The organism is Pseudomonas marginalis (assembly GCF_008692035.1).
Lineage (GTDB): Bacteria > Pseudomonadota > Gammaproteobacteria > Pseudomonadales > Pseudomonadaceae > Aquipseudomonas > Aquipseudomonas marginalis.
Window position 1 is genome coordinate 2,106,742 of sequence record NZ_VTFG01000001.1, and the last position, 26,502, is coordinate 2,133,243.

The following is a 26,502-nucleotide window of genomic DNA, read 5'->3' on the forward strand; positions in this document are numbered from 1 at the left end:
GGGTCCATGGATACCGCCAACGACGCTTCTTTCGCCTATCAGGCGGTGTACCGCTACCTTGTCGAGTTGATCGAGGCGAGCCCTTCGGCAGGCGAACGCCAACTGCCGTCCCTGCGCCAGTTGGCCCGGCGCCTGGGCGTGTCGGTATCGACCACCAAGTACGCCTATGCGCTGCTGGAGGATGAGGGGCGTGTCCAGGCCAGGCCCAAGCGCGGCTATTTCACCCGGGCCGTGCCGGCGCCGCTGTTGAGCGAAGGTTCGCCTGATTTGCTCGACCAGGTATTCGCCAACGCCCGCCAGCCGGGCATGCTGGCCCTGAGCAGCGACGCCCCGCGCGCCCTCACGCCGCTGTACCTGCCATTCGGCGAGCCCGAGTTGCGTGCGGCACTGGCCGCGCGCTACACCCAATCCACCCAGCGCTATTGGCAGGCCGAACAGGTGTATATCGGTTCGGACCTGCACAGCGTGCTGGACCTGTCGCTCAGCGCCCTGGCGTTGCGTGGCACGCTGGCGCTGGTGGAGTCGCCGTGTTCGTGGGCGGTGCTGCGTCAGTTGCAGGCGGCGAATATCCGCGTGATTGAAATGCCCCTCGGCGCGGACGGGCGCTTCGACCTGCCCGCCTTCCAGGCACTGCTCGAGCGGGAGCCGATCCGCCTGGCGGTGCTGTCATCCAGCGTGAACGTGCCCCAGGGCGGCGTGATGCCGGCGCAGGATAAACAGCAGATCTGCCGCTGGCTGGCAGAGCGGGACATCTGGCTGTTCGAAAACGACACCTACGGCGAGCTGTATTTCGAGCCGCCCACCGCCCGCTATCGCGACTTTGCCGACCCACAGAAACTGCTGGTGTTCTCGACCTTCGACAAGGTGATCGGCGCGGAGGCACCCTACGCTTATGTGCTGTGTCGCGGGCAAGGGCCGCAGTTGCAGCGGGTGTTCCTGGAGCGGGGATTTCGCCTGTCGCCGACCCGTCAGAAAGCGATCGTGAAGCTGTTCACCTCCGGGCGCATCGATCAGCACCTGCTGATGCTGCGCGCGGCCTTGCGGGAACGGATGACGCGCATGAAAGCCCTGCTGGAAACGCACGGCGAGTGGCACGTGGTCGAACCCCATGGCGGCGCGAGTTTCTGGCTGGAGGCCAGGCGCCCGGTCGACATGGGGCACGTGTTCGAACGCCTGCTGGCCCAGCGCGTCGTGATCGCTCCGGGGCAGTTGTTCAGCCTGCACGGCAGCTGGGCGCAGCATGTGCGCCTGAGCTACACCCTCGACTGGAGCAAGGACATCACCCAGGCCGTGCAGCTGTTGGCCCAGGCGATCCGTCAAAGCCCGTAGCAGTGTTGCGCTTGGGGGAAGCGGCCCTGGCGCACGTCGTCGGCAAACCGCTCGCACGCATCGCGAATCACCGCGCCGACATCGGCGTACTGCTTGACGAAGCGCGGCAGATGCTCGCCGCCCAGGCCCAACAGGTCTTCGGTGACCAGCACCTGGCCGTCGCAGGCCGGTGAGGCGCCGATGCCGATGGTGGGCCTGTTCGAGTCCAGGGTGATCTGCCGCGCCACGCCTTCGGCCACACCCTCGAGCAGCAGGCTGAAAGCGCCCGCCTCCAGATTGGCGCGGGCGTCTTCGGCAATCACTGCGCCGGTTTCAGCCGTGAGGCCCTGGGCCTTGAACCCACCCATCACGTTGACGAACTGCGGCATCAGCCCCACGTGCGCCATCACCGGAATACCACGCGCCACCAGGAACGCCACGGTGCCCGCCAGCGCCTGGTTGGCTTCCAGCTTGACCGCATCGCAGCCGGTGCGCGCCAACACCTGGGCGCAATTGCGGAACGCCTGTTCATGGGATTCCTGATAGCTGCCAAATGGCATGTCGGCAATCACACAGGCCAGGCGCGTGCTGTCGACCACGGCACGGGTGTGGCCGATGATTTCTTCGAGCTGCATGCTCAAGGTCGACGGCCGGCCATAGCCGACCATGGCCGTGGAGTCACCGACCAGAATGAAGTCCACCAACGGATCGATCAGCCTGGCGATGGCGCTGGTGTAGGCCGTGAGGGAGACGATTTTCTGCTGGCCTTTCATGGCGACCAGTTGGGGCACGGTCATGCGTTTGGTGCGGGTGTGCAGGCTCATGGTGTGTTCCTTATCGCGTTCAATACTCGGGGAATGCGGGGCCCGAGTATTGGCGAAAGGCGTGGCGATTCAATGCACAGATCGGCGCTAAAAAGCGACCCAGGCAGCCGTCGCGGTTTTTTAAGCTGGTATCATCCGCGCACGTACACGCCAGGTAACAACCCATGAATCGCCAGAAAAAACTGCAACAGCTGTTCAAGGCCAAAGCCAAAAAGGCCAGCGCCAAATTGGCACCGAAATCCAAGGATAAGTACATCAGCAAGGCCGAGCGGGAAAAGCTGGCGGCTGAGGCCGCCCAGGCGCCAGACATGTCCCCCGAGGGTTAACTCAGCAACCGCTCAGCGCTTCGGGCCGACGCTCACCCGCGAAAAAGAACGGCCGCAGGCGCACGCCCACGCCGTTGCCGATAAACGCCGCCACCAGCCACACCCAGCCATGCAGGCTGCCCGAGGCGATACCGCTGAAGTACGCGCCGATGTTGCAACCGTAGGCCAGGCGCGAGCCGTAGCCGAGCAGCAGGCCGCCGATCACCGCGGCCAGCAGCGAGCGGGCCGGGATCTTCAGGCTGGGGGCAAAGCGCCCGGCCAGGCCGGCGGCCAACAGCGCACCGAGGACGATGCCGATGTCCATGACGCTGGTGATGTCTTCCCACACCGGCGCAGCCAGGGCCTTGGCGTTGCCCGGCATTTGCCAGAACGCCCAGCTGGCCACGTCCACACCCAACCCGTTTGCCACCTTGGCGCCCCACAGCGCGAAGGCCGAGGTAATCCCCCACGGCCGCCCGGCCAGTGCCAGGGTGGCGTAGTTGAGCAGCGCCAAACCAATCGCGCCCCATACCAACGGCCATGGCCCGCGCAGGAAGCGGCGCAGGCCTTGGTGTTCGCTGGTCACGCCGGCTTCAAGCTGGCCGTGGCGGCGCTTTTCCAGGCGCACGGTGACGGCCACGATGAGCGCAAACATGGTCAGGCTGGCGAGCAACGCCGGCACCACGCCGAAGCTCTTGACGATGGACACCGCCGGGAACGCCGGCAACGCAAACCACCAGTCCACATGATGGGTGGCGATCAGCGAACCGCAGATAAAGAACAACAAGGTCACCAGCATGCGCGCATTACCGCCGCCCACCGTGAACAGCGTGCCCGAGGCACACCCGCCGCCCAACTGCATGCCGATGCCGAAAATAAACGCGCCGAACACCACCGACACCCCGGCCGGCGCCACCAGCCCGACCACCGGTTGCCCGAACAACGTGCCCGCCCCCAGCGCCGGGAAAAACAGCAGCACCGCCAGCGCGAGCATCACCATCTGCGCCCGCAGGCCTGCGCCACGGCGATCATTGATAAACACGCGCCAGGCGGAGGTGAAGCCGAAGGCAGCGTGGTAAAGGGTCAAGCCCAGTGCGGCGCCGACCACCAGCAACAGCACCTGGCGCGAACCGACGCTGTTTTGCAGGAACAAGGCGCCCAGCACCAGGATGACGAAGGCCACCAGCGGCGCGACAGGCTTGCGCGCAGGGGTGAGGGAAAGAGAGGTGCTCATGGGGATCTCGGTTTGATTTGAAGGGGTGATTGCGAAGGGGCGAGTATAACCTGTGGGCGTGGTCGATCTTCAGCGAGGCTGCGATAGCGGTGTGTCAGGCAACGTAGATGCAAGCGATGCCACCGCCATCGCAGCCTCGCCAGGGCTCGATAACCCCTCTAAAATTCAACATAACCAATTGATTTTTAAGGGTTAAAACTTAACCAAAAGTCTTGAGTCTTGCATAAACAATTTCAGGCTGACCGAATTCCTGTGGTGAGCGGGCTTGTCCCGCGCTGGGGTGCGAAGCGCCCCTGATGAAGATGAATGCGGTGTATCAGGTACTCCTCCGCACCTGGTTTTGGGGCTGCTGCGCAGCCCAACGCGGGCGGTGCGACGATTCGACAAGCCCGCTCACCACAGGGTCCCAGTCGGCTACACAACAACCTCTCGCTGCAGCCACCTTGTATAGGGGGGTGGGGTATGACACACTCCGCCGCACTATAGGTAGGGGGGGTATACCGTGGGCCATATCGCAGCCAACAAAGACAGCCTGATAAAACGGGTCAAGCGCATCGCCGGGCAGATTCAGGCGGTGGAAAAAGCCCTGGCGTCGGACGCCGACTGCGCCAAGACCCTGCACCTGGTGGCCGCTACGCGCGGTGCCATCAACGGCTTGATGGAAGAAATCATCGAAGAACACACCAGGGCGCACGTGGCCGATCCTTCCCTCAGCGAGGAGGAACGCAGCAAGGGCGTCGAAGAACTGCTCGAAGCCATCCGGCGCTACGCCAAATGACGCTCATGCCCCACCACGCCCACGACCATGTGTTCCTCGGCGCTGCCCACGACGAGAACGCCAGGCGCACCCTGTGGGTGGTGATGCTGACGGTGGTGATGATGGTGGCGGAAATTGCCGCCGGCTACCTCACCGGCTCCATGGCCCTGCTGGCCGACGGTTTTCATATGGCGACCCATGCCGGTGCCTTGGGCATTGCCGCCGCAGCCTATGCCTATGCCAAACGCCACGCGCGCAGCCCGCGCTACAGCTTCGGCACCGGCAAGGTGGGCGACCTCGGTGGCTTCGCCTCGGCGCTGATCCTGGCGCTGGTGGCCCTGGGCATTGGCGTCGAGTCGGTGATCCGCCTGCTGGAACCCACCGAGGTGCAGTTCGGCACCGCCACCCTGATTGCCATCGTGGGCCTGGTGGTGAATATCGTCAGTGCGCTGTTGCTGGGCCACGGTCACAGCCATGAGCACGATCACGAGCACCGCCACGGCAGCGACAACAACCTCAAATCCGCCTATGTGCATGTGCTCGCCGATGCGCTGACCTCGGTCCTCGCCATCGCCGCCTTGCTGGCCGGGCGTTACCTGGGCTGGGTGTGGCTGGACCCGGTGATGGGTATCGTCGGTGCCATCGTGATCGCGCGCTGGGCCTGGAGCCTGATGGGGGTGACCGCCGGTGTGCTCTTGGATCAAACCGATGAGCACGTCGCCGCCGAGATCCGCGCGTTGGTCGAGCAACCCGGCGACGCCAGGATTACCGACCTGCACGTGTGGCGCGTGGGCCCCGACGCCCACGCAGCGATCGTGAGTGTGCTCGGCCAGGCGACCACGGATGCCGACACCCTTCGCGAGCGTCTCAAGGCGGTGCATGAAGTGAGCCACCTCACCATTGAGTTTCGTTCGGCGTAAGCCTTTACCCCCACCCAGGTGAACCCTTGGCTAAAGACATCGAAAATCCCTGCGTCTCCACCTGCCAGCTCAGCGGCGACCTGTGCGTCAGCTGTGGCCGCAGCAAGGACGAGATCCGCAAGTGGAAACGCATGAAGCGCCCCGAGAAAATGGCCGCCGTGCAACGTGCAACCCAACGCTTGAAAGCGTTGAAAAAAGCCAGGTAAGCCGCTTGATCAGGAGCGCCCCACCGACCCGGATACCGGAAGGTTACCCAGCAATTTGAGCCCGGTGCTTTTCACGAAGGTGTCGTAGTCCATCGGCTTCTGAATGCGCGTTTCGGCGTTGGGCAGCACGTAGGCCCAGGCGCGCTGGCTGGAGGCGTCGTACACCAGCTTGAACAGGCGCGTCGGCACCCACACCTTGTTGTCGCCGATGGTGCTGTAGCCCGGATCAAACAGCGGCCCGGTAAACACATACACGTCACCGCCCGCGCGCACCGCGAACTTGCGTACGTCGGCCTCGACCTTGCTCCAGATCTTGCGGTTGTTGGTGGGGTCCTGGGGGACCATGTTCGACAGCGCAAACGACTGGGCCATGGCCTTGGCATCGGGGGCATCGGCGGCCGGGGATTGATGGCCGCGATCCATGGCCGGTTGCTGGCCATGGTAATCGCTCAACTCGGCCCGCGCGCCCTTGGGAATGCGCGGGTCCGCGTAGAAATGGTTGGTCCGTTCCTCGCCTTTGGCGTCCTTGAGCTGGCGGGCGTTGAGGCGCTCGACCACCACCAGCGGCGTCTTGCTGGTTTGCGAATACAGCACGGCGAAATGGTCGGAGCACAGCGCCAGGGGTTTCATGCTGGCGGGGATGGTTGCGGTTTTGATCGGCGTCGCGCCAGGGAATACATCGGCACAGCTGTCGAACGACAACTGCCGTTCCTGAGTGGAATAAAGGTCTATCGCACCACGGGCATGCGCCCCGGCCGAAAACAGGATAAAGGCCGATAGCCCAACTGCAATGTTGCGTAGGTGCATGGATTGAATCTTCGATGGAAAGTGAAGCGGCAGGCTCCGCGTATGGAGCCAAGTGAATGATATTTCGAGGATTATGGACTAGCAGATGTCAAATTAGTGCCCGAGCGACGCCGGTTTTCCCGCACCCCGCACGCCCGGCTTGAAGCCATGGGCGCTGGCCACCCAGGCAATGGCAAACGCCACGGCCACCAACAGCAGCATCGCCCACGCAAATGCGCCCACGCCCCAGGTGTCCAGCAGCACGCCACCGACCACGCCGCTGCCGGCAATCGCGCTGTTCCACGCCACCACGTTCAGCGACAGCGCCACATCCGCGCCCTCTCCCGCCGCATCCGCCAGGGCGGTTTGCAGCAAGGTCGCGGCGCCGCCGAAGCTCAGGCCCCAGACCGCCACGCCGAGGTAAATCACCTGCGGCATCGTTCCCAGTAAGCCGAACACCAGGCTGATGAGCGCAAAGCTCGCCAGGCTTGCCAGCACGGTGTTGCGCAATAACGGCTCAACCAGCCTGGCCGTGAGCCAAATCCCCGCCAGCGCAGCGATCCCGAATACCAGCAACACCAGGTCCACGCGCTCGGCCAAACCGGCCGGCGCCACGAACGGTGCGATGTAGGTGTACAGAATGTTGTGGGCCAGCATCCAACTGATCACCACCGCCAGCACAGGGCGCACCCCCGGCGTGGTCAGCACCTTGCCCAGCGACAGGCGTTGATGGGCGGGCTGCGGCGCGTAGTCCGGGACTTTCACCAGCACCCAGGCGATCAGTATCAGGCTCACGGCCGACATCAGGCCGAAGGTGGTGCGCCAGCCCACCAGGCCACCGAGCCAGGTGCCCAGCGGCACCCCCAACGACAGCGCAATCGGCGTGCCGACCATCGCCAGCGCCAGTGCCTTGCCCTGTTGGTGGGGCGCAACCATGCGCCGGGCGTAACCGGCCAGCAGGCTCCAGGCCAACCCCGCCGCCACCCCGGCAAAGAAGCGCGCCACCAGCGTCACGCCATAGTGGGACGACAACGCAGTGATCGAGTTGAACAGCAGGAAACCGACGATGGTCAGCAGCAGCACATTGCGCCGACGCCAGCCGCGGGTGGCGATGGTCATGGGGATCACCGCCAGCACCGAGCCCAGCGCATACGCGGTGACCATCTGCCCGGCCATCGACGGCGAAATCGCCAAGCCATCGCTGATCAACGGCAACAGGCCGGCGGGCAGGGTTTCGGTGACGATACAGATGAAGCCGGTCATCGCCAGGGCGAGCAAGGCACCGATGGGCAGGCGCTCGGATGAGGCCGATAAGCTGAGTGAGGGGGTCACGGGAAACTCCTTGGGCAAGACTTAGATACTGATCGATATAAATGTTGCGGGCGACCACCCCGCGTTGTCAACGACTTATGTATCGACTAGTATTTATCTCGCTTTCCCACCGGAGACCTGACATGGCACAAATGGGCCGCCCCCGCACCTTCGACCGCGAACGCGCCGTGGAACAGGCCATGCACCTGTTCTGGCAGCATGGCTACGACGCCACCTCCCTGGCCCAGCTCAAGGCGGGTTTGGGCGGCGGGATCTCCGCGCCGAGTTTCTACGCGGCGTTCGGTTCCAAGGAGGCGTTGTTCGACGAGTGCGTAAAGCGCTACCTGGCGACCTACGCCCAGGTCACCGAATGCCTGTGGGACGAAACCCTGCCCCCGCGCCAGGCCGTCGAAACCGCGCTGCGCCAGTCGGCGCGCATGCAATGCGAAGACGGGCACCCCAAGGGCTGCATGGTGGCGCTGGGCGTGATGAGTGCGCCCAGCCCTGAGAATGCGCGGGTGGCCGACGGGTTGACCCAGTCGCGCCTGCGTACGCGGGCGGGGATTGTGGCGTGCGTGGAGCGCGCGGTTCGGTTGGGCCAGTTGCCGCAACAGACCCAGCCCGCCGTGATGGCGAGTGTGTTTGACAGTTTTTTGCAGGGGGTGTCGATCCTGGCGCGGGACAACGTGCCCCATGCCACCCTCGACGCGGCGATCAGCCAGTTGCTGGTGAGCTGGGATGTTGCCGCGTCTATCGCACCACCCAGTCCTCACAGCCCTGCAGCAAAAAAACCATAACCTACGAGCCGACTAGAACAGCAACCGCGAAAAATCGCAGCACGCCTGCGCCATCCGCCCCACGTCCTGGTTCAGGCCGAATTGCCGGTCCAGCCGGTGCAATGCCACATACTGGATACTTGGCAACTGCGGCTGTGTAATCAGCGCACGCAACGCCCCCTGCTCGATCAAGTGCGACAGACACGCCTTGGGCAAATAACTCACGCCGATCCCCGACAGCGCCAACCCCACCTGCACCAGCAGGTTATGGCTGGTGAGGGTGCGCGGCATCTGCACATTGTGCGCGGCCAGCCAACGCTCGTAGATCAGGCCGGTGCCCGACTGCGAACCCTGGGTCAGCACGGTGTAATCGGCCAGCACTTCCAGGCTGACGGGGTCGGGGTGCGGGATCAGGCCAGGCGCGCAGATCCAGGCGTTTTCCACGCTTTGCAGGACGGTGCTGTGGAAGCGCGGGTCGCTGTAGACGTCCGGCACAATCACCAGGTCGAGTTGGTCGCTTTCCAGCTTGCGAAACAGTTCGCTGCTCAGTTCCACTGACGGTTCGATCTGCACCTTGGGGTAGGCCTGGCGCAACGCTTCCACCAGCGCCGGCAGCCAGGTCAAGGCGGTGAGTTCGGTGACGCCGAGGCGAAAACGGCGCACCAGCACCTCGCGGGCGCTGACCCGTTCGAGCAGTTGGTCGCGGCTGTTGAGCAGGTCGCGGGCATAGTCGAGCAGCTCACCGCCCTTCTCCGTCAGCCGGGCGTTGCGCTTGCTGCGGTCGAAAATCTCGACGTCGAAGGTGTCTTCCAGCTCCTGGATGCGCTTGGAGATGGCCGACTGAGACATGTTCAGCTTGTTTGCCGCCGCTTCGAAGCTGCCGAGTTCGGCGATCCAGTACAGCGCATCGATTTGCTTGAAGGTGATCATGGCGACCAACTCATGAGAAAAAGCGATGCTATCACATCATAAAATATCGCTAAAACTCTCGCGTCATCACTCCTAAGATCCGGCCATAGCCCATCGCTATCCAACAATTCTGGAGATTTGCCATGTCCTTGCCCGGTTCACGCATCCTTCCCAACGCGCCCATGGCGCCGGCCGAACTGGTCGAGGCGTTTGCCCATGTCGTCACCCCGCATATCAGCGACAACCTCGGCCGCCATATCGGCGCCCGTGGCCTGACCCGCTACAACCGCAGCGGCAAGCTGGTGGGCACGGCGATCACGGTCAAGACCCGCCCCGGTGACAACCTGCTGATCTACAAGGCCATGAGCCTGCTGCAACCCGGCCATGTGCTGGTGGTGGACGGCCAGGGCGACACCAACAACGCGGTGATCGGCGAGTTGATCAAGCTGTATGCCCAACAGCGCGGTTGCGTGGGGTTTGTGATCGACGGCGCGATTCGCGATGTCGCCAGCTTCGAGGACACCCCCTGCTACGCCCGCGCCGTGGTGCATACCGGCCCGTACAAGACCGGCCCCGGCGAAGTGAACGTGCCGGTGTCCATCGGCGGCATGGTGGTCAACCCCGGCGACCTGCTGGTGGGTGATGAAGACGGCCTGGTCGCGTTCTCCCAGGCCGACGCCGCCGAGGTACTGCGCCGCGCTGCACAACATGCCGAGCACGAAGAAGCGGTCAAGGCAGAGATCGCCAGCGGTGCGGTGCGCCAGAGCTGGATCGACAAGGCCCTCAACAACGCCGGCCTGGCGTGAAGGAGTCCGAGATGAGCACTGCATTTTTGTCGGACCGCGTCCTGGGCATCGCCCCCTCCCCCAGCATCGCCGCCAACGCCCTGGTCACCGAGTTGCGCGCCCAGGGCCGCGACATCGTCAACTTCACCGTGGGCGAGCCGGACTTCGACACCCCGGCGCACGTTCTCGAGGCCGCCAGCCTGGCGATGCACAGCGGTGACACCCATTACACCGCCACCACCGGCACCCTCGCGCTGCGCCAGGCCGTCTGCCTGAAACTGCAGCGCGACAATGATCTGGTGTATGGCCTGGACGAAGTCGTCGCCGGCTGCGGCGGCAAGCACATCATTTATCACGCCCTGGCCGCCACCTTGAATCGCGGCGATGAAGTCATCGTGCACACACCGTATTGGGTGTCGTACCCGGACATCGCACGGCTCAACGACGCCACGCCGGTGATCATTGCCGGCGATGAAAGCCTGGGTTTCAAGCTGTCGCCCGCCGCCCTCGAAGAGGCGATCACCCCACGCACCAAATGGGTGATCCTCAACAGCCCGAACAACCCCAGCGGCGCGGTGTACAGTGAAGCCGAACTCTTGGCCCTGGCGCAGGTGCTGCGCCGCCATCCCCATGTGCTGATCATGGCCGATGAGATCTACGAGCACTTCGTCTACGGCGACGCCCGGCATGTGCCGTTGACACGCCTGGCGCCCGACCTCAAGCCACGTACGCTGATCATCAATGGCGCGTCCAAGGGCTATGCGATGACCGGTTGGCGCCTGGGTTTTGGTGCGGGGCCGGCGTGGCTGATCGCGGCCATCGCCAAGCTGCTGTCGCAGACCACCACCTGCCCCAGCTCAGTGAGCCAGGCCGCCGCCGTGGCTGCATTTGCCGGTGACCAGGCGCCTATTGCCGCGATGCGCGAAGAATACCGGCAGCGTCGTGCCCTGATGCTGGAGCGACTGGCGGGTATTCCCGGCCTGGGCCTCATCCCGCCCGATGGCGCGTTCTATGTGTTCGCCAACGTCAGCGGCCTGATGGGCAAGCTCACCCCCCAAGGTGATCGCCTCGACAGCGACACCCAACTGGTGGACTACCTGCTGCGCGACTACGGCCTGGCCACGGTCAGCGGCGCGGCCTACGGCATGTCGCCGTATGTGCGCCTGTCGTTCGCAAGCGCCCTGGACGTGATCGAAGAAGGGTGCCGTCGCCTCAAAGACGCATGCCACGACCTGCGCTGACGGCCACCCGCAACACCCGGCGACCAGCGGCCGGTCGCCTTTTGACTGCCTAGAACAACAACTTAAAAATCATTGATCAAATGAGGCATTCCCATGCACACGCCCCGTATCGCGCTGGTCTGGCAAATCATGATCGGCTTGCTCGCCGGTATCGCCATTGGTGCCCTGCTGCACCGCTTTCCCGAGTCCCGGCCGTGGCTGGTGGACAATCTCCTGCAACCGGCGGGCGATATCTTTATCAAGCTGATGAAGATGATCGTGGTGCCTATCGTGTTTGCCTGCATGGTGGTGGGCATTGCCGGCCACGGTGACGGCAAATCCCTGGGCCGTATCGGGGTCAAATCCCTTAGCTATTTTTTCTGCATCACCACCCTGGCGATCATCATCGGCCTGGTCATGGGCAACCTGCTCAAGCCCGGCGCCGGCACTGAACTGTCCAGCCTGCATGCGGCGAATATCACCCTGCCCACCAGCAACGGCGCCGGTCATAGCCTGGGGCAGATCATCGTCGGCATCATCCCCGACAACGTGGTCAACGCCATGGCCCAGGGCAGCCTGTTGTCGGTGCTGTTTTTTGCGGTGATGTTCGGCCTGGGCGTGGCGCGCCTGCCCGCCGAACGCAAGGACCCGGTCATCGCACTGTTGCGCGGCGTCAGCGATGCCATGTTCAAGGTCACCTCGATGATCATGGCCTACTCGCCCATCGGCGTGTTCGGCATGATCGCCGTGACCGTGGCCAACTTCGGCTTCAGCTCATTGCTGCCGCTGGCCAAGCTGATCATGGTCAGCTATGTGGCCATCGCGTTCTTTGTGCTGGTGGTGCTCAACCTGGTGGCGCGCGTGTGCGGGATCAACCTGTTCGCGCTGATGCGCCATATCAAGGATGAGTTGGTGCTGGCCTTCTCCACCGCCAGCTCGGCGGCGGTGATGCCGCAACTGATGAAAAAACTCGAAACCTACGGCGTGCCTCCTTCGCTGGTGAGCTTTGTGGTGCCGGTGGGTTACTCGTTCAACCTCGACGGCGCTTCCCTGTTCCTCGGCATCGGCACCCTGTTCGTCGCGCAGTTGTACGGCATCGACCTGAGCCTGGGCGATCAGGCGTTGCTGGTGGTGACCATGGTGCTCACCTCCAAGGGGGCTGCCGGAGTACCGGGATTCATGTTCGTGATCCTATCGGCCACCCTGGCCAGCGCGGGTTTGCCGCTGGAAGGCATCGCGTTTATCGCCGGGGTGTATCGCTTGATGGAGATGCCGACCACAGCGCTGAATGTGCTGGGCAATGCCTTGGCGCCGTTGGTGATTGCCAAGTGGGAGGGGCGTGAGGGGCGGGCGGGGCATGAGTCGGGCGGCGACACTATTCCTTTGCACTGAAGAGAGGCCCAGTCGTTTCCTGATGATGTGTAGGATCTGCCTGATTCCCCCAATCCGGTTGGAACCAGCAGTATTTTTCCGCTAAATTCCCCCCAACGCATATGGGAAACCATGTGCCCACCTTCCGAGGCCCGTTGCGAGAAATCGCGCGGGCTTTCGTGTTTTTCACGGCTGGGGAAATCACATTTGGTGCAATACATTGCTTATCTGGATGAGTTTGGCCATGTAGGCCAGTACGTCTCACGAAAACACTCAATGTACAAAACCAGCCCTGTATTCGGGCTCGGCGGTATGCTGCTTCCCGCCAATGAAGTGCGTGAGTTCGCAATCTATTTCTACAAACTCAAATGTCAGTTACTTGCTTGGGATCTGGAGCACAAAAACCCTGAACACTTACCCGCCTATCATTGGGAAAAGAAAGGTTCTGCGCTTTTTACAGTGGCCAATGTAAGCAAATATAGGGAGCTGAGAAGGTCTTCGTTCCGTTTACTGAACCATATTCAGAAAATCGGTCGGTACGTTTTTTACACGGGAGAACACAAACCTACTGAGCACACGAAACACAACTCGACCGAAACATTCCAGCGGGTGTTGGTACAGTCCATCCGCAAGATTGATCGCTTCTGCACTTTAAACAACGCCTCTTTCATCGTTCTGCTGGATGAACAAAAAGCAGGAAATGAATGGCGTGAAAGAAACGTTGAAGCGTGCACGCTGGCAATGTTTGAAGACGCTTCGGAGAAATGCCGCACATTAATTGAGCCGCCGCTTCAAGGTGAAAGCTATCTTTTTCAAACGTTACAGTGCGCTGACTGGCTGTGTGGACTGATTGGTCGGTTGACGACCTATGCCGTCGCGCCAGAAGAGTTCGACGACTGGGAGCTATTTGACACCTATTTCGCAACGCGCATCGCCAACGTTGCCCTACCTTGCAGCGGTTTGGATCATAAGAAAGCAGCAAAGGTTACAAAAGTAGTCGCTCAGTTATCAGCAAATGACTGTTAATCATTGGGTCCAATAAAGGCGCTCCGAAGAGCGCCTTTATTCATTCCAGCCTTACTGCTCGCTGATGGATTTCACCTCGGCCTTGGCAGCACCGCCAATCGCAATGCGCTTAGGCTTGGCTTCCTCCGGTACCACCCTGAGCAGGTCGATGCTCAGCAACCCGTTGGCGAGTTGTGCGCCCTGCACTTCAATGTGGTCGACCAGGCGGAACGACAAACGGAACGCGCGCTGGGCGATGCCCTGGTGCAGGTAGGTGATGCCCTCATCGTGTTCGCGCTTGCCGCCGGCGACGGTCAACACGCCTTTTTCCACCTGGATCTCCAGATCATCCTCCACCAGGCCTGCCGCCGCGATGACGATCCGGTAGTGATCTTCACCGTGCTTTTCGACGTTGTGAGGTGGGTAGGTGGTACCGGCCTCGCTGCGAAGCGCCGATTCAAAAAGGTCGTTGAAGCGGTCAAAGCCGACGGAATGACGGAACAGTGGGGCCAACGAAAGAGTAGTAGCCATTGCAAAATCTCCTGAGTTTTCTCCAAGTGATTTGACACGCGACCCGTATTCGGCATCGCGTAAAACCTAAGTAGGTTCAGGGGAAAAAATTTCAAGCAGCGCCAGCAAAAAAATTTATCCGCTGCTGTGATTGCGTGCAGACAGGCTGACGCAATGAGCCTTCCCCTAGGTCGAACAACCACTCAACGCCACATAGCAAAACGACAATTGTTGACTAGACTCATGGGCGCACTGCACTGGCAATGGGAATCGCTGCATGAGTGAAACAAACGCGCGGGCAGGGATGTTTTCCAGCCCGTGGCGACACAGGGAGTTGTTGTTTTCCATGGTCCAGCGGGAAGTGATTGGGCGTTATCGAGGCTCCATCATGGGGCTGTTGTGGTCGTTCCTTAACCCGCTATTCATGTTGCTGGTCTACACCTTCGTGTTCAGCGTGATGTTCAAGCTGCGCTGGCCCGCGGGCGACGGTTCGCGCACCGAGTTCGCGCTGCTGGTGTTTGCCGGCCTGCTGGTGTTCAACGTGTTCGCCGAATGCGTGGGACGTGCGCCAGGCCTGATCATCGCCAATGCCAACTACGTCAAGAAAGTCGTGTTCCCCCTCGAGATCCTGCCGTGGGTGGTGCTGGGCGCCGTGTTGTTCCACACCCTGGCCAGCCTGGTGATCTGGCTGGTCTTCCACCTGGTGTTTTTCGGCTGGCCGCCCCTGACCAGTGTGTTGCTGCCCCTGGTGTTATTGCCGCTGGCACTCTTCACACTGGGAGTCACCTGGCTATTGGCAGCGCTGGGGGTTTACCTGCGTGATGTCGGCCAGGTGGTGGGCGTGCTGACCACGGCATTGATGTTTGTCTCGGCGATTTTTTACCCGACCAGCGCATTTCCGCCAGCCTACCAGGGCATCCTTCACCTCAACCCGCTCACCCTGGTGGTCGAACAGGCCCGTGACCTGCTGTTCTGGGGGGTGGTACCAGACCCTTTCACCTGGGCCTGCGGCCTGCTGGTGGCTGGTGGTATCGCCTGGCTGGGGTTCACCTGGTTCCAGAAAACCCGCAAAGGATTTGCCGATGTGCTCTGACATCGCCGTACAAACGGCCCACCTGAGTAAGAGCTATCACATCTACGACACGCCCAGGGATCGCCTGTGGCAGCTGTTGTCGCGCGGGCAAAAGCAGTTCTATCGAGAATTCTGGGCACTGCGGGACGTGTCGCTGCAACTGTGCAAAGGTGAAACGGTAGGGATCATTGGCCGCAACGGCAGCGGCAAATCGACGCTGCTGCAACTGATCTGCGGCACCCTCAGTGCCACCTCCGGCAGCATTGAGAGCCATGGCCGCGTGGCGGCGTTGCTGGAGCTGGGCTCGGGGTTCAATCACGATTTCACCGGGCGTGAAAACGTCTATATGAACGGTGCCGTATTGGGGCTCAGCCGCGCGGAAATCGATGCCCGTTTTGCCCAGATCACCGACTTTGCCAATATTGGCGACTTTATCGACCAACCCACCAAGACCTACTCGAGCGGGATGCTGGTACGCCTGGCCTTTGCCGTCGCGGTGTGCGTGGACCCCGACATCCTGATCGTCGATGAAGCCCTGGCAGTGGGCGACGCGTCCTTCCAGTTCAAGTGCCTTAATCGGCTGGAAGCGCTCACCCAGCAAGGCACGACGCTGCTGTTCGTGTCCCATGACATGGCCATGGTCAAGCGCTTTTGCAATCGGGTGATTTACCTGCGCGAAGGCCAGGTGCGTGCCAGTGGCTCTCCCGAAGAAATGGCCGAACTCTACCTGCTGGAGATGCGTGACGAACAGCGTCGCTGGGCCAGCGGCGGCGCGGTGGCGGTCGCCCCCAAGGCGTTTCTTGCCCAACAGGCTGGCATCGCCTTTGGCACCGATGAGGGGCATATCGTTGCGGCCTGCTTTACCAACACGGACAGCCTGTATTCAAGCTTTGTGTATGGCGAGACCATCGAACTGCGCATCGAAACCCGGGTACGCGAAAGTATCGAGCTGCCGACCCTCAGCGTGACGATCCAGGAGGCCCGCCTGCTGGTGATCGGCGGTGCCAACCTGCCGCTGCACCTGGAGGCAGCGCACAACGGCTGGCGCAAGGCGACGCTCAACGTCCGCTTCCCCGCCAACCTTGCGGCGGGCAAGTACCACATCACGCTGAAACTGATGAACGGCCACCTCGAAGAAACCGCGCAGCTCATCGAGAAGCAGGTCGCGCTGCTGGCGTTCGACACCTTGCCGGGTACCCGGGAATTCCTTGGTTTCGTCGATCTGGGAATAGAGGCCGGTCCTGCCCCTCACACGAATGAACCGGGGGTGCTGCAATGAGCCGAGAGTGGCAGGTCGGGATCTTCGGCACATTCGATGTCGCCAATTATGGCGACTTGCTGTTTCCCATTCTCGCCGAGGCGGAATTGACCCGGCGCCTGGGCGCGATAACGCTGCACCGGTTTTCCTATCACGGGAAAACACCGCCCGAGTGGCCGTACGAGGTCACCTCGCTGACTCGTTTGCCGGACATCGCCGGTCAGTTGGATGGAGTATTGATCGGCGGTGGTTTCATTGTGCGTTTCGACAAGCTGGTGGCCAGCGGTTATTACCCCCCGGATGCCACCATTCACCACCCCACCGGCTACTGGCTGACGCCCGCGCTGATCGCGCTGCAACATGGCATCCCGTTGATCTGGAATGCGCCGGGCATGCATTGCAACGACATCCCGCCGTGGGCCGCGCCACTGGTGCAATTGACCCTCGAACACAGCCCGCACATCAGGGTACGCGATGCGCTGTCCCAAGCGGCCCTGGCCCAGCTGTCGCCGACGGCCCAGGTCGAGGTGCTTCCCGACACGGCCTTTGGCCTGCCACGGGTGCTCGACCCTCATGCGCCGTCTACCCGGTTCCTGGCGCTGCGCAGCAGCGCCGACCTGACCCTCCCTTATCTGGTGGTGCATGCGATAGGAGGCTTGGACAGCTTCCTGCAGCTGTGGCAAACCCATGCCGGGCAGTTCGAGGACGTGCAACTGCTGCTGCTGCCCATAGGGCCGGTACTGGGTGATCATGAATCCGTACTGGGCGACGGCCTTGCGCGCGCGCGGTGCCTGCCCTTCTGGCCGGAGCCCCTGCTGTTGGCAGAGCTGATCGCCCATGCCGAAGGGGTGATCGGGCACAGCTACCACCTGGCGATCAGTGCACTGGCCTTTGGTGTGCCGGTCTTCTGCTCGGCGGACCTGGGCACCGGCAAATACACTGCGCTGCCGAGCCATGGACGAATATTCCAATTACGCCGGGACCAGCCGATTGATCCGCAGTGGTTTCGCGCACAGCTGGGCAAGCAACCGGTGTCCCAGGTGACCGCCGACGCGATGGTACGGATCGACGCACATTGGGACCGCGTGGCCGAGTTGATCCGCGAAGGTCCCAGGCCCACGCAGCCCGCGCTCAACCGCTACTGGCAAGCCTTGCCCGGCGTTCTCGAAGACCTGCACTCACACCTCGAAAGCCAGGCCGCCGAGCGACAACACGAACGCGAGCAACATCAACAGGCACTGGAAACGCTGTACCGCTCCAACTCGTTCAAGCTGACGGCGCCGTTGCGCCATCTGCGCCGAACCCTGAACAAATGGCTGGGAGCCCTTCGACATGATTGACCTGAGCAAACTGACGGCCCACCGCCTGCAGACCGTGCCTTTTTCCTGGGCGCAAATCGGTGCGCTCTACACCCCCGACGATGCCAAGGCGCTGGCCGAAACCTACCCGCACGACCACTTCAAGACGGTCTCCGGCTACGGCGGGGCCAAGGACTACGAATACGAGGCGCGGCAATTGATCGCCTTGGGCAGCCACCAGGTGGTCAACCCACAGGCCTTGAGCCCGCAATGGCTGGCACTGGCCCACAGCCTCTGTTCGCCGCAGTACCGCCAGGCCCTCTCCGCGCTGACCGGGGTGGACGTGACCGACGTCCCCATGGAAGCCAATCTGTTCCACTACGGCCCCGGGGCCAACCTCGGGCCGCACCCGGACCTGGAAGACAAACTGGTCACGCACGTTTTGTACTTCAATCAGACCTGGGACCCCGCCGACGGCGGCTGCCTGCAGATCCTCGGCTCTGCCAGGCCCACCGATATCGTCGCGCAAGTGACGCCCGAGGTCGGCAACTCGGCGATTCTCGTGCGCGCCGACAACTCCTGGCACGCGGTTTCACGGGTGGTCGAGGGTTGTCGTTCTTCCAGGCGCAGCGTGACGGTGACGTTTTACCGCCCCGGCTCTACCAGCTCGATGTGGCCGGACAACGACCCGACACCTCTGCACGCTTACGGCGAACAGCACAACACAAGGTTTTCGTGAAGGACGGCACCATGGACAGGCACACGGACGACACGCGCAACTACCTGCGCTACCCGGGCTTCGCCGCCGCAAATAACCAGGGGCTGCGCCTGCAGTCCTTCAGGGTACTGCAAACGTTGTTCCACATCGAAGACGGGCCGGTCGAGTCGGGCACGTTGAAAAGCGACTTGCTTTGTGGTGGTCGCCGCATCGCCGAAAACGTCCGGATGAGGTCGTCCCGCCCATGATGATCGAGCGACGCCCATCTGGCCGGCAGCGCTGGCGCGCGGTGTATCACCGGCTGCCGTTGCCGGCCAGCGCGAAAAAACTCCTGGCAGTCATCTACCGACGTGCACTGCTGCCCGCTGTGCGCGTACTGCGCGGCGTACTGCAACCGATGAAAACCTTAGCCGACCCAGCGCCGGCGCCTCAGCCTGCGCCCCAGCCACAACAGACCGGGCTGGCGGATTACATTATCTGGGGCGCTATCGACTGGGACTTGCGCCACCAGCGCCCGCAGCAACTGGCCCAGGTGCTGGCCGCCACCGGCCGGCGGGTCATCTACGTGTCGGCCTCATTGATACATGCGCCCCAAGCCGGCTTTGAACTCGACTCGCTGGACCAGACGCAGCGGTTGTTCCAGGTCAAGCTGTTCGCCCGTGGTGCACCGCTGATCTACACCGCAGCGCCTGACGCCGCGCAGGTTCGGCAGTTGTGCCGCAGTATTGGCGAGGTACTCCTCTGGGCCGGCTCAGCCCGGGTCATTTCACTGGTGCAGCACCCTTTCTGGTGCGACATCGCCGGTGAATTACCCAACAGCCGATTGATCTACGATTGCATGGACCATCATCAAGGCTTCGGCGACAACGGCCCGAGCATCCTGCAGCTGGAGCAACGGCTGGTGCGCAACGCGGACGTTCGGCTGTTCACCTCCGACTGGTTGGCCGAGCAATGGCCGGCCCAGGCCAATGAAACTCGCGCCATCCTGCGCAATGCCGCCGACTTCACCCGGTTCTGCACCCCACCTGCCTCGATCTACCGGGATCGCTTGCAACGTAAGGTGATTGGCTACTACGGTGCCATTGCACACTGGTTCGACCAGGCGCTCGTCGCCCGCATCGCCGAGGCGTTTCCACAGCATGTGGTGCTGCTGATCGGCGCCGATACGGTGGGCGCGCGGGCGCAATTGAGTGGCTATGCGAACGTAGAATTCACCGGCGAAGTGCCCTATGCCACCCTGCCCTACTACCTGCATGGCTTCGATGTGGGCATCGTGCCGTTTCACATCACGGCCCTGACGCTCGCTACCAACCCGGTCAAGGTCTACGAGTACCTGAGTGCCGGGAAACCGGTGGTCTCGGTCGACCTGCCAGAAATGCAACAATTCGGCTCCCTGGTGCAGGTCGGCCGGGACGGCCCGGCGTTCATTACCGCGATCACGCGGGCATTGCTGCCAGCGACGACCGAACAGATTGCCCAGCGCCAGGCGTTCGCTGCCCGACAAACCTGGACACACCGCGCCGATGCGCTCATCACCCTGGCCGAGCGCCGCGACCACGCGGCACGCATCAGCGTGATCGTGGTGACCTACAACAACCTGGCGCTGACGCGGGCGTGCCTGGACAGCCTCGAGCACGACAGCGAGGGGCCTGAACTGGAAATCATCGTGGTGGACAACGCGTCCAGTGACGGCACCGCTGAATTTCTCTCGCAATGGGCGGCCGACAGAGGCCAGACGATCGTACTCAACACCGACAACCGCGGTTTCGCCGCCGCGAACAACCAGGGCCTGGCGATCGCCAACGGTGAGTACCTGGTGCTGCTCAATAACGACACGCAGGTTACCAGCGGCTGGGCGAGTACCTTGCGCCGCCATTTACAACGCAATCCCGAGCTTGGCCTGATTGGCCCGGTGACCAACAACATCGGTAACCAGGCCAGGATCGACATCGGCTACACCGACCTCGCAGACATGCCACAAGCGGCTCGGCGCTTTACCTGCCGCCACCTTGGCGAGGTGGTCCGGCTGCCGACCCTGGCGTTCTTCTGCGTGATGATGCCGCGCAGTACCTACACGCGAATCGGCCCGCTCGACGAAGTCTATGGCCGTGGATTCTTCGAGGATGACGACTACTGCCGACGTGTCGAACATGCCGGCCTGGTGAATGCCTGCGCCCGCGATGTGTTTATCCATCACCAGCTTTCGGCATCGTTCGCGCTCATGAACCAGGATGAACGCCAAGCCCTGTTCGAGCGCAACAAGGCGATCTATGAAGCCAAGTGGGGCCCGTGGGTGCCCCATGAATATGAGTAACTAACGCAGGTCGTCCTGTGACAATAAAAATCCCCTGGGCGCGAAGCCAAGATCCCGGGCAGCCTCGGTATGCTCGAACACCAGGTCCTGGTTCATGCGCTGCGCCATCGCCGCCGACCAATGGCGGTAGCGTGGCAGTACTCGCAACAGCCACAACGTCATCCGGAACACCCAGAGCGGCACCGTGAGAAAACGCGGGCGGCGCTTCTGCGCGGTGAACACGCGGGAGACCATCTCCCGATAGGGCAACGTTTCTGCGCCGCTGAGGTTGTAGGCATGGCGGCACACCTGGGGTGCCTGCAACGCCCGCACACAGGCGCTCGCCACATCCTCGGCATGCACGGGTTGACGCAGTCCCATTGCGCCGCCCAACAGCGGGAAAAAGCCGAAGCGCCGAATAAAGCGTGCGATCTCGGTGATGTTTTTGTCGCGGCCCTGGCCGTAGATCAAGGTCGGACGCAGGATGCCCCAGTGCACCCCGTGGTCCTGCGCCCACTGCTCAACACGCGCCTCGGCATCGCCCAACAGGTTGGCGAGGCGCCGCTCTGCGGAGTCGACGGAGTGGCTTTTGCTAAAGCGACTGGTGGAAGACAGGGCCACGACCTTGCGCGCTCCGCAGGCCTGCAGCAGCGCAAAATGCTGCGGCAGCGTCCAAATCGGTGCCACGCAGATCCAGTAGGGAATCGGCGCGGCATACGCGCTTACACCCGCCTCAGGAAGCCGTTGCCAACTGACCGTATCGCTGCCGTGCCGGGGCTGGCGGGAAAAAGCGACGACCTTGAACTGTTCGCGCACAAGCAACACAAGCAGGCATCGGCCTACCAGGCTACTGGCCCCCAGCACACCGACCGTGACCTCAGGCATGCCCACTCCGGGATCGTCCCAGCAACCAATTGAATCCATGGTAGAGGCAGACCAAACCGAAGCGCAGCCACACCCCCAGGACCACCCACCACCACAATCCCTTGGGGTAGTTGGCCCTGAAGAACTTTGCGTAGAACCGCACCATCCCTCGGTGTTTGTGCCACTCGACAAAAAACCGTCGATTCCGGCTACAGGCGCCCCGCCAGTGCATGACGCGCGCCTGTGGCACAAACACGACGCGCCACTGTTTGAGCTTGAAGCGCATGCACCAGTCCAGATCCTCGCAATGCAGAAAATAGCCTTCATCCCAGAGGCCCACAGACTTCAACGCTTCACGCTTGACCAGCATGCAGGCACCGGAAATGGCTTCCACCGCGGCGGGCTCGGTGGGCAGCGGCTCACGATGCAACAGGAAGTCGGCGCACAGCGTGGGAAACACTCCATCCAGGCGCGATAAGCCAAAAGCCCGGACGAATGCTCTCCTGGGGGTCGGAAACACCCGGCGCCCGCCCGGCTGTTCGGACCCATCGGGGTTGCATAGAAAGCCCCCCACCATGCCCGTGGCGGCATCCGCGTGCAGCGCTTCCATCATGCCCAGCAATGAGCCCGGCAGCAGGACACAATCCGGGTTCAAGAACAACAATGCGCCGGCACTCGACACCCCCACACCGGTATTACAGGCCGAGGCAAAGCCCATATTCCGCTGATTCCGGATGATGCTCAGGCCCGTATAGGCCGGGCACTCATCCAGGTACGCCAGGCTGCCGTCAGTCGAAGCGTTGTCCACCACAATCACCCGCCGCGCGCCTTCCCTGAAGGCCGACGCCACGCATTCGCCGAGCAGCGTGCCGACGTTGTAGTTGACGACGATCACGTCGCAGTCATGGATGAAGCGTGGCGGCATCAAAACGCGCTTCCCATGAGTGTTGTCGTGCAAATGCACGGGCTTCGTCCGCATTGCGCTCACACTCCAAGGCGGCCTCGGCCAGCCCGGCAATATCGCTGTGCGAGTGACTGATAAAAACACCCGGCAGCCCTGAACGGCCATGCATCTCGCCGAAGTCAGTCGAGATCACCGGCAATGCCAGGCCGCGGTATTCGTAGTACTTGATCGGATCGACCGACGCGGTGAGCAGGGTCTTTTTGAAAGGAATCAAGCCCACGTCGAACTCGGCCATGGCGGCCAACGCCGCGCCATGATTATCGGCAGGCAACACCACTACGTTGCTCGGCAAATGCGCGGGCGCGGCGCCGAAGATCGGCCCCATCAAACGAATTTCATCGTTGGGCCTGGCTTCGGCCAAAGCCGCCACCCAGGCCCAGTCAAACCAGGTCGCCAGGGTGCCCACGTAGCCAAAAACCTTTCGACTCGATGACATCGGCGCCCGCTTTACGGCAGAGATCGCCGCCAAGTCCAGGCCGTTCAGCACCAGGCACACCTCGTTGCGATAACGCCGCCACTGTGCGTCGAGCACGGAACTCGACGTCCAGATGACGTCCACGTGCTGGGCGATCAGCCGCTCACGGCGCGCCAGGGCCGATCGCGAGAGGCCGGTATAAAACGCCGGGAAATCGTCCATTGCGTCATACAAGGACGCGCAGTGACGAAGCCGCTGCAACAACAGATGTGCCAGGACCGAGGGCTTGCCGACCACGAGCAAGGCTGGAGAGGCGTGGGTGAATTGATCGATCCTGCTCAATGCATGCCGCCAGCAAAAGCGGTTCACCCAGCCCGAGCACGGTAGAGGTTCTATCGGTAGACCGCCAGGCTTGATCAGCGTGAGCCATGGCGGCGTGCCACTGGATGGACTGGTTTGCGCGCAGGGCGCAGCCGCCTTGAGATCGCTCCACCTGGGCAGCCGCGTGGGATAAGGATCGACCCACAGCACCGACGCCCCTGTGCGGCTGTGCACCCAATCGACAAACTTGTGCGGCCGCTGGGCGAAGCTGTGCCAGGGCAACGGCGAGAGAAATACCAGGCGCTTCAAGAAAAGTGCTCGCGCAGGACCTTCACGATACGCCCGGCAGCCTGCCCATCGCCGTAGGGCGAAACACCTCGCACCATGCCACGGTAGGCCGATTCATCGTCAAGCAGGCGCTGCGCCTGCTCGATGATACGTTCATAGTTGGCCCCCACCAGCTTGACGCTGCCCTGCTCCACCGCTTCCGGGCGCTCGGTTTCATCCCGCATGACCAGCACCGGCTTACCCAGCGCCGGCGCCTCTTCCTGGACGCCTCCCGAGTCGGTCAGGATGAAATACGCCGCTTTCATGGCGGCGATGAACGCCGCGTAACCCAGCGGCGCGCACAGCCTGAAGTTCGGCATGCCTGCCAGGCACGCCTGGGCGACGTCCTGGATATTCGGGTTCGGGTGCACAGGGTAGAGAAACTGAACCCCAGGGTTGCTCTCGGCAAGGGTGCGCAGCGCTCGGCAGATGTCGAGAAACGGCGCGCCAAAATGCTCCCTGCGATGGGCCGTCACCAGCACCAGGCGCTTGCTCGGATCAAGATCAAGGCCGATCTCCACCTCACTGGCCGCGGTCATGATCAGGGCATCGATCACCGTGTTGCCCGTGACGAAAATGTCCCCACTGGCTACGCCTTCTTTCAGCAGGTTTTGCCGGGTGCCTTGCGTTGCCGCGAAGTGCCAGTGCGCTAATTTACCGGCAATGACCCGGTTGGCTTCCTCGGGGAACGGATGCTGCAGATCCCAGGTGCGTAGGCCGGCCTCAATATGCCCCACCGGTATGCGCCGATAAAAACAGGCCAGGGCACAGGCCATCACCGTGGTGGTATCGCCTTGCACCAGCACCGCATCGGGCCGTTCTTCGAGCAGGACAACATCCAGCTTGAGCAATAACTGCCCGGTCAGGGTGGCCAAGGTTTGATTGGGTCGCATGACGTCCAAGTCGATATCGGGCTCGATGCCGAAAAACGCCAGGACCTGATCCAGCATGTCGCGATGCTGTGCCGTGGCGACCACACGCACATCGACCCAGCCCTGCTGCTTCAAGGCCAGAATGACCGGGGTCATTTTGATCGCTTCGGGACGCGTTCCGACCACACAAAGAATTTTTTTTACCGACACATCAAGCCTATTTCCCTATTCGATAAGTGGCTGAATCGCTCAGGCGTTCAAGCTCATGCTCACGCACATTCCGCTGTGCTGTTTTGATGCTGTGATGGTGAAAATCCGGACTGCGGACAGCGAGAGTGCGGCGTCGAGACAGGTTCGTAGCGGGTCTCGACACCCATACTGCAGCATAGACACAGACTGCAATACCTGCACGGTGGATGGACTAAAGGACGGTCTGGTCCCGAGGAGTTCCCGCAAATCTACGCCAGGGAATGAGCGCACCGGTTCATGCCTGATGCGGTTGCCCTGGAAATGACGTGACCGACCTGTCGTTCGAGCCTGAAGACCGGCCAGATACAGTGCATAGCAGGCCAGCGCGGCTATCGTTTTTTTTGGGCCGCGTCTGTGAAAACGTCTGCTCAGGCCTGGCTGATATCCAGCAATCGAGGCATGGCGATCGCCAGATAGTCCTGCGTATCGAGCACCATCGACGCATCCAGCCGCCCCGCGTTAAAGGCTATTTCGGCGTAGCCTGTGGTCAAGGCTGGATCGACGATCAATTGAATCCGCTCATCGAAAACAAACGGAGGGATGGCGCCGATCCGGCACCCGGTCAGCTCCATGGCGGTTTCGGCCTTCACCAGCTCGGCTTTTTTCCCGCCCAGGGCCGCTCCGACTTTCTTCATGTCCAGCTTCTGGTCGCCCGGCAGTATCACCAGCGCATAGGGGCCGGCCTGGCCCTTGAGGGCGCAAAGCATGGCCTTCGCGCCTTGGCCGGGCTCGGTGCCACGGATTTCGGCGACGCGCGCCGACTGGCCCTCGGCATCGTGCATCAACACCCGGTAAGAGGCTGAGCGGGCATCGAGTAATGCCACGAGGCGATCGAACATGGGATGCATGGAGTTTTCCTCTGGTTTACAGGAACAGGTCGTAGGACAGCTTGCTGATCAGAATCACCAGTAACACCAGGAATAGAGCCCGGACAAAGGGCACGCCTTTATGAACCGCCAGCCAGGTGCCGGTGAGCGCGCCCAGGATGTTGAATGCCGCCATGGGGATTGCGATCAGGTAGAGCACGTTACCCGTCGGAATGAAGAATATCAGTGCCGCTACGTTGGTCGCGATGTTCACTAGCTTGGCCGATGCAGAGGCATGGAGAAAGTCGAAGGCGAAGCAGCGGATAAACAGGAAGATCAGGAAGCTGCCAGTGCCGGGACCGAACAGACCGTCGTAGAAACCGATGGCGCCGCCGATGACGATCGCCAGCAGTTTTTCCTTGGTACCGATGCGCATGGGTTTGTGCAGGGCGCCGAAATCTTTTTTCCAGAAGGTGTAGATCGCCATCAGCACAATCAACACCAGCACCGCCGGCCGGATCATCGACTGGGGTACGAACGACACCGTGGCGGCTCCGAAGAAGGCCATGACAAAGGCCGCGCAGGCGGCGGGGATCACAAGCCCCCAGTCGATCACCACCTTGCGCACGAAGGACCGGGCCGCGAATGCGGTGCCGCAGGCGGCCGCGACCTTATTGGTACCCAGCAGCGCCGCCGGTTGAGCGGTGGGTAGCACGTTGAATAGCGCGGGAATCTGGATCAGTCCGCCGCCGCCCACCGCCGCATCGATCAGGCCGGCGGCGAAGGCGAACACGCAAAGGATGACAATATCGACCATG

28 protein-coding genes are annotated in these 26,502 nt (G+C 62.3%); 16 read left to right on the forward strand and 12 right to left on the reverse strand.

From position 1 onward, the window contains the following. Positions 1-6: 6 nt before the first annotated feature. Complete coding sequence (locus tag FX984_RS09785) at positions 7-1,329, forward strand: aminotransferase-like domain-containing protein (RefSeq protein ID WP_146476683.1); 1,323 nt, start codon at positions 7-9, stop codon at positions 1,327-1,329. On the opposite strand, the gene panB is transcribed toward FX984_RS09785, so the two are convergent. After that, positions 1,317-2,132 carry a 3-methyl-2-oxobutanoate hydroxymethyltransferase gene (panB, locus tag FX984_RS09790; RefSeq protein WP_092355013.1) on the reverse strand — a complete coding sequence of 272 codons (816 nt, stop codon included), beginning with the start codon at positions 2,130-2,132 and terminating at the stop codon, positions 1,317-1,319. The two genes, FX984_RS09785 and panB, sit on opposite strands and share 13 nt — an antisense overlap. Before the next feature lie 164 nt (positions 2,133-2,296). Here panB and FX984_RS09795 point away from each other — a divergent pair, with 164 nt between their 5' ends. Then, positions 2,297-2,458: a DUF2986 domain-containing protein gene (locus FX984_RS09795; RefSeq protein ID WP_065923882.1), complete on the forward strand. Its 162-nt coding sequence runs from the start codon at positions 2,297-2,299 to the stop codon at positions 2,456-2,458. Position 2,459: 1 nt separating this feature from the next. Here FX984_RS09795 and FX984_RS09800 read toward each other — a convergent pair whose 3' ends face one another. Beyond that, positions 2,460-3,671 (reverse strand): YeeE/YedE family protein, encoded by a 1,212-nt coding sequence (locus tag FX984_RS09800; RefSeq protein ID WP_098479005.1) that lies wholly within the window; start codon positions 3,669-3,671, stop codon positions 2,460-2,462. A 502-nt stretch (positions 3,672-4,173) separates the two neighbouring features. On the opposite strand from FX984_RS09800, the gene FX984_RS09805 reads away from it, so the two are divergent. The 3 genes from FX984_RS09805 to FX984_RS09815 are packed head-to-tail and all read left to right on the forward strand — an operon-like array spanning position 4,174 to position 5,554. After that, complete coding sequence (locus FX984_RS09805) at positions 4,174-4,449, forward strand: metal/formaldehyde-sensitive transcriptional repressor (RefSeq protein WP_146476684.1); 276 nt, start codon at positions 4,174-4,176, stop codon at positions 4,447-4,449. Continuing rightward, a complete protein-coding gene (dmeF, locus tag FX984_RS09810) occupies positions 4,446-5,348 on the forward strand; it encodes a CDF family Co(II)/Ni(II) efflux transporter DmeF (RefSeq protein WP_146476685.1) in 903 nt (300 codons plus the stop codon). Before FX984_RS09805 ends, dmeF begins: the two co-directional genes overlap by 4 nt. 26 nt (positions 5,349-5,374) lie before the next feature. Next, on the forward strand, positions 5,375-5,554 hold the full coding sequence (locus tag FX984_RS09815; RefSeq protein ID WP_027604002.1) for a DUF1289 domain-containing protein: 180 nt from the start codon (positions 5,375-5,377) through the stop codon (positions 5,552-5,554). Positions 5,555-5,563: 9 nt separating this feature from the next. Here FX984_RS09815 and FX984_RS09820 read toward each other — a convergent pair whose 3' ends face one another. Both FX984_RS09820 and FX984_RS09825 read right to left on the reverse strand, forming a co-directional pair. Beyond that, positions 5,564-6,361, reverse strand: coding sequence for a DNA/RNA non-specific endonuclease (locus FX984_RS09820; RefSeq protein ID WP_027604001.1), 798 nt, complete (start codon positions 6,359-6,361; stop codon positions 5,564-5,566). Positions 6,362-6,454: 93 nt separating this feature from the next. Next, positions 6,455-7,672 carry an MFS transporter gene (locus FX984_RS09825; protein WP_027604000.1) on the reverse strand — a complete coding sequence of 406 codons (1,218 nt, stop codon included), beginning with the start codon at positions 7,670-7,672 and terminating at the stop codon, positions 6,455-6,457. A gap of 122 nt (positions 7,673-7,794) precedes the next feature. Between FX984_RS09825 and FX984_RS09830 the strand changes: the two genes are divergently transcribed. Beyond that, positions 7,795-8,448, forward strand: a complete 654-nt coding sequence (locus tag FX984_RS09830) for a TetR/AcrR family transcriptional regulator (protein ID WP_027603999.1) — start codon at positions 7,795-7,797, stop codon at positions 8,446-8,448. A 12-nt stretch (positions 8,449-8,460) separates the two neighbouring features. Here the strand turns inward: FX984_RS09830 and FX984_RS09835 are convergent, their stop codons facing one another. Beyond that, positions 8,461-9,357, reverse strand: a complete 897-nt coding sequence (locus tag FX984_RS09835; protein WP_027603998.1) for a LysR family transcriptional regulator — start codon at positions 9,355-9,357, stop codon at positions 8,461-8,463. Positions 9,358-9,479: 122 nt separating this feature from the next. Between FX984_RS09835 and FX984_RS09840 the strand changes: the two genes are divergently transcribed. The 4 genes from FX984_RS09840 (at position 9,480) to FX984_RS09855 (ending at position 13,738) form a co-directional block, all read left to right on the forward strand. Further along, positions 9,480-10,142 (forward strand): RraA family protein, encoded by a 663-nt coding sequence (locus FX984_RS09840; RefSeq protein WP_065940452.1) that lies wholly within the window; start codon positions 9,480-9,482, stop codon positions 10,140-10,142. A gap of 11 nt (positions 10,143-10,153) precedes the next feature. Then, a complete protein-coding gene (locus FX984_RS09845) occupies positions 10,154-11,362 on the forward strand; it encodes a pyridoxal phosphate-dependent aminotransferase (RefSeq protein WP_146476686.1) in 1,209 nt (402 codons plus the stop codon). 93 nt (positions 11,363-11,455) lie between these two features. Further along, complete coding sequence (locus FX984_RS09850) at positions 11,456-12,733, forward strand: cation:dicarboxylate symporter family transporter (protein ID WP_146476687.1); 1,278 nt, start codon at positions 11,456-11,458, stop codon at positions 12,731-12,733. 189 nt (positions 12,734-12,922) lie between these two features. Beyond that, positions 12,923-13,738, forward strand: coding sequence for a DUF3800 domain-containing protein (locus FX984_RS09855; RefSeq protein ID WP_108573830.1), 816 nt, complete (start codon positions 12,923-12,925; stop codon positions 13,736-13,738). A gap of 51 nt (positions 13,739-13,789) precedes the next feature. Here FX984_RS09855 and FX984_RS09860 read toward each other — a convergent pair whose 3' ends face one another. After that, positions 13,790-14,248 carry an Hsp20 family protein gene (locus FX984_RS09860; RefSeq protein WP_027603994.1) on the reverse strand — a complete coding sequence of 153 codons (459 nt, stop codon included), beginning with the start codon at positions 14,246-14,248 and terminating at the stop codon, positions 13,790-13,792. 256 nt (positions 14,249-14,504) lie between these two features. Here FX984_RS09860 and FX984_RS09865 point away from each other — a divergent pair, with 256 nt between their 5' ends. The 6 genes from FX984_RS09865 to FX984_RS09890 are packed head-to-tail and all read left to right on the forward strand — an operon-like array spanning position 14,505 to position 20,887. Beyond that, positions 14,505-15,320: an ABC transporter permease gene (locus tag FX984_RS09865; protein ID WP_051429305.1), complete on the forward strand. Its 816-nt coding sequence runs from the start codon at positions 14,505-14,507 to the stop codon at positions 15,318-15,320. Next, positions 15,310-16,578 (forward strand): ABC transporter ATP-binding protein, encoded by a 1,269-nt coding sequence (locus FX984_RS09870; protein WP_146476688.1) that lies wholly within the window; start codon positions 15,310-15,312, stop codon positions 16,576-16,578. The genes FX984_RS09865 and FX984_RS09870 overlap by 11 nt, the downstream gene beginning before the upstream one ends. Continuing rightward, entirely contained in the window at positions 16,575-17,897 is a 1,323-nt protein-coding gene (locus tag FX984_RS09875; protein WP_092355031.1) for a polysaccharide pyruvyl transferase family protein, read from the forward strand. The genes FX984_RS09870 and FX984_RS09875 overlap by 4 nt, the downstream gene beginning before the upstream one ends. After that, the gene (locus tag FX984_RS09880) at positions 17,890-18,594 is read left to right on the forward strand and encodes a 2OG-Fe(II) oxygenase family protein (RefSeq protein ID WP_108573805.1); all 705 of its coding nucleotides are present in this window, start codon (positions 17,890-17,892) and stop codon (positions 18,592-18,594) included. The genes FX984_RS09875 and FX984_RS09880 overlap by 8 nt, the downstream gene beginning before the upstream one ends. Before the next feature lie 11 nt (positions 18,595-18,605). Then, positions 18,606-18,821 carry a hypothetical protein gene (locus FX984_RS09885; protein WP_027603989.1) on the forward strand — a complete coding sequence of 72 codons (216 nt, stop codon included), beginning with the start codon at positions 18,606-18,608 and terminating at the stop codon, positions 18,819-18,821. Next, the gene (locus FX984_RS09890; protein ID WP_146476689.1) at positions 18,818-20,887 is read left to right on the forward strand and encodes a glycosyltransferase; all 2,070 of its coding nucleotides are present in this window, start codon (positions 18,818-18,820) and stop codon (positions 20,885-20,887) included. The genes FX984_RS09885 and FX984_RS09890 overlap by 4 nt, the downstream gene beginning before the upstream one ends. Here FX984_RS09890 and FX984_RS09895 read toward each other — a convergent pair whose 3' ends face one another. From FX984_RS09895 to FX984_RS09920, 6 genes are all read right to left on the reverse strand, one after another. Continuing rightward, positions 20,888-21,751 carry an NAD(P)H-binding protein gene (locus FX984_RS09895; protein WP_108573803.1) on the reverse strand — a complete coding sequence of 288 codons (864 nt, stop codon included), beginning with the start codon at positions 21,749-21,751 and terminating at the stop codon, positions 20,888-20,890. Next, positions 21,744-22,655 (reverse strand): glycosyltransferase family 2 protein, encoded by a 912-nt coding sequence (locus tag FX984_RS09900; protein ID WP_108573802.1) that lies wholly within the window; start codon positions 22,653-22,655, stop codon positions 21,744-21,746. Before FX984_RS09900 ends, FX984_RS09895 begins: the two co-directional genes overlap by 8 nt. Then, the gene (locus FX984_RS09905; protein WP_166655302.1) at positions 22,633-23,739 is read right to left on the reverse strand and encodes a glycosyltransferase family protein; all 1,107 of its coding nucleotides are present in this window, start codon (positions 23,737-23,739) and stop codon (positions 22,633-22,635) included. Before FX984_RS09905 ends, FX984_RS09900 begins: the two co-directional genes overlap by 23 nt. Continuing rightward, on the reverse strand, positions 23,736-24,839 hold the full coding sequence (gene wecB, locus FX984_RS09910) for a non-hydrolyzing UDP-N-acetylglucosamine 2-epimerase (RefSeq protein ID WP_223841620.1): 1,104 nt from the start codon (positions 24,837-24,839) through the stop codon (positions 23,736-23,738). Before wecB ends, FX984_RS09905 begins: the two co-directional genes overlap by 4 nt. A 407-nt stretch (positions 24,840-25,246) precedes the next feature. Next, on the reverse strand, positions 25,247-25,726 hold the full coding sequence (locus FX984_RS09915; RefSeq protein WP_027603983.1) for a YbaK/prolyl-tRNA synthetase associated domain-containing protein: 480 nt from the start codon (positions 25,724-25,726) through the stop codon (positions 25,247-25,249). Between the two features lie 16 nt (positions 25,727-25,742). Then, positions 25,743-26,501, reverse strand: coding sequence for a sulfite exporter TauE/SafE family protein (locus FX984_RS09920; RefSeq protein WP_027603982.1), 759 nt, complete (start codon positions 26,499-26,501; stop codon positions 25,743-25,745). Position 26,502 lies beyond the last annotated feature (1 nt).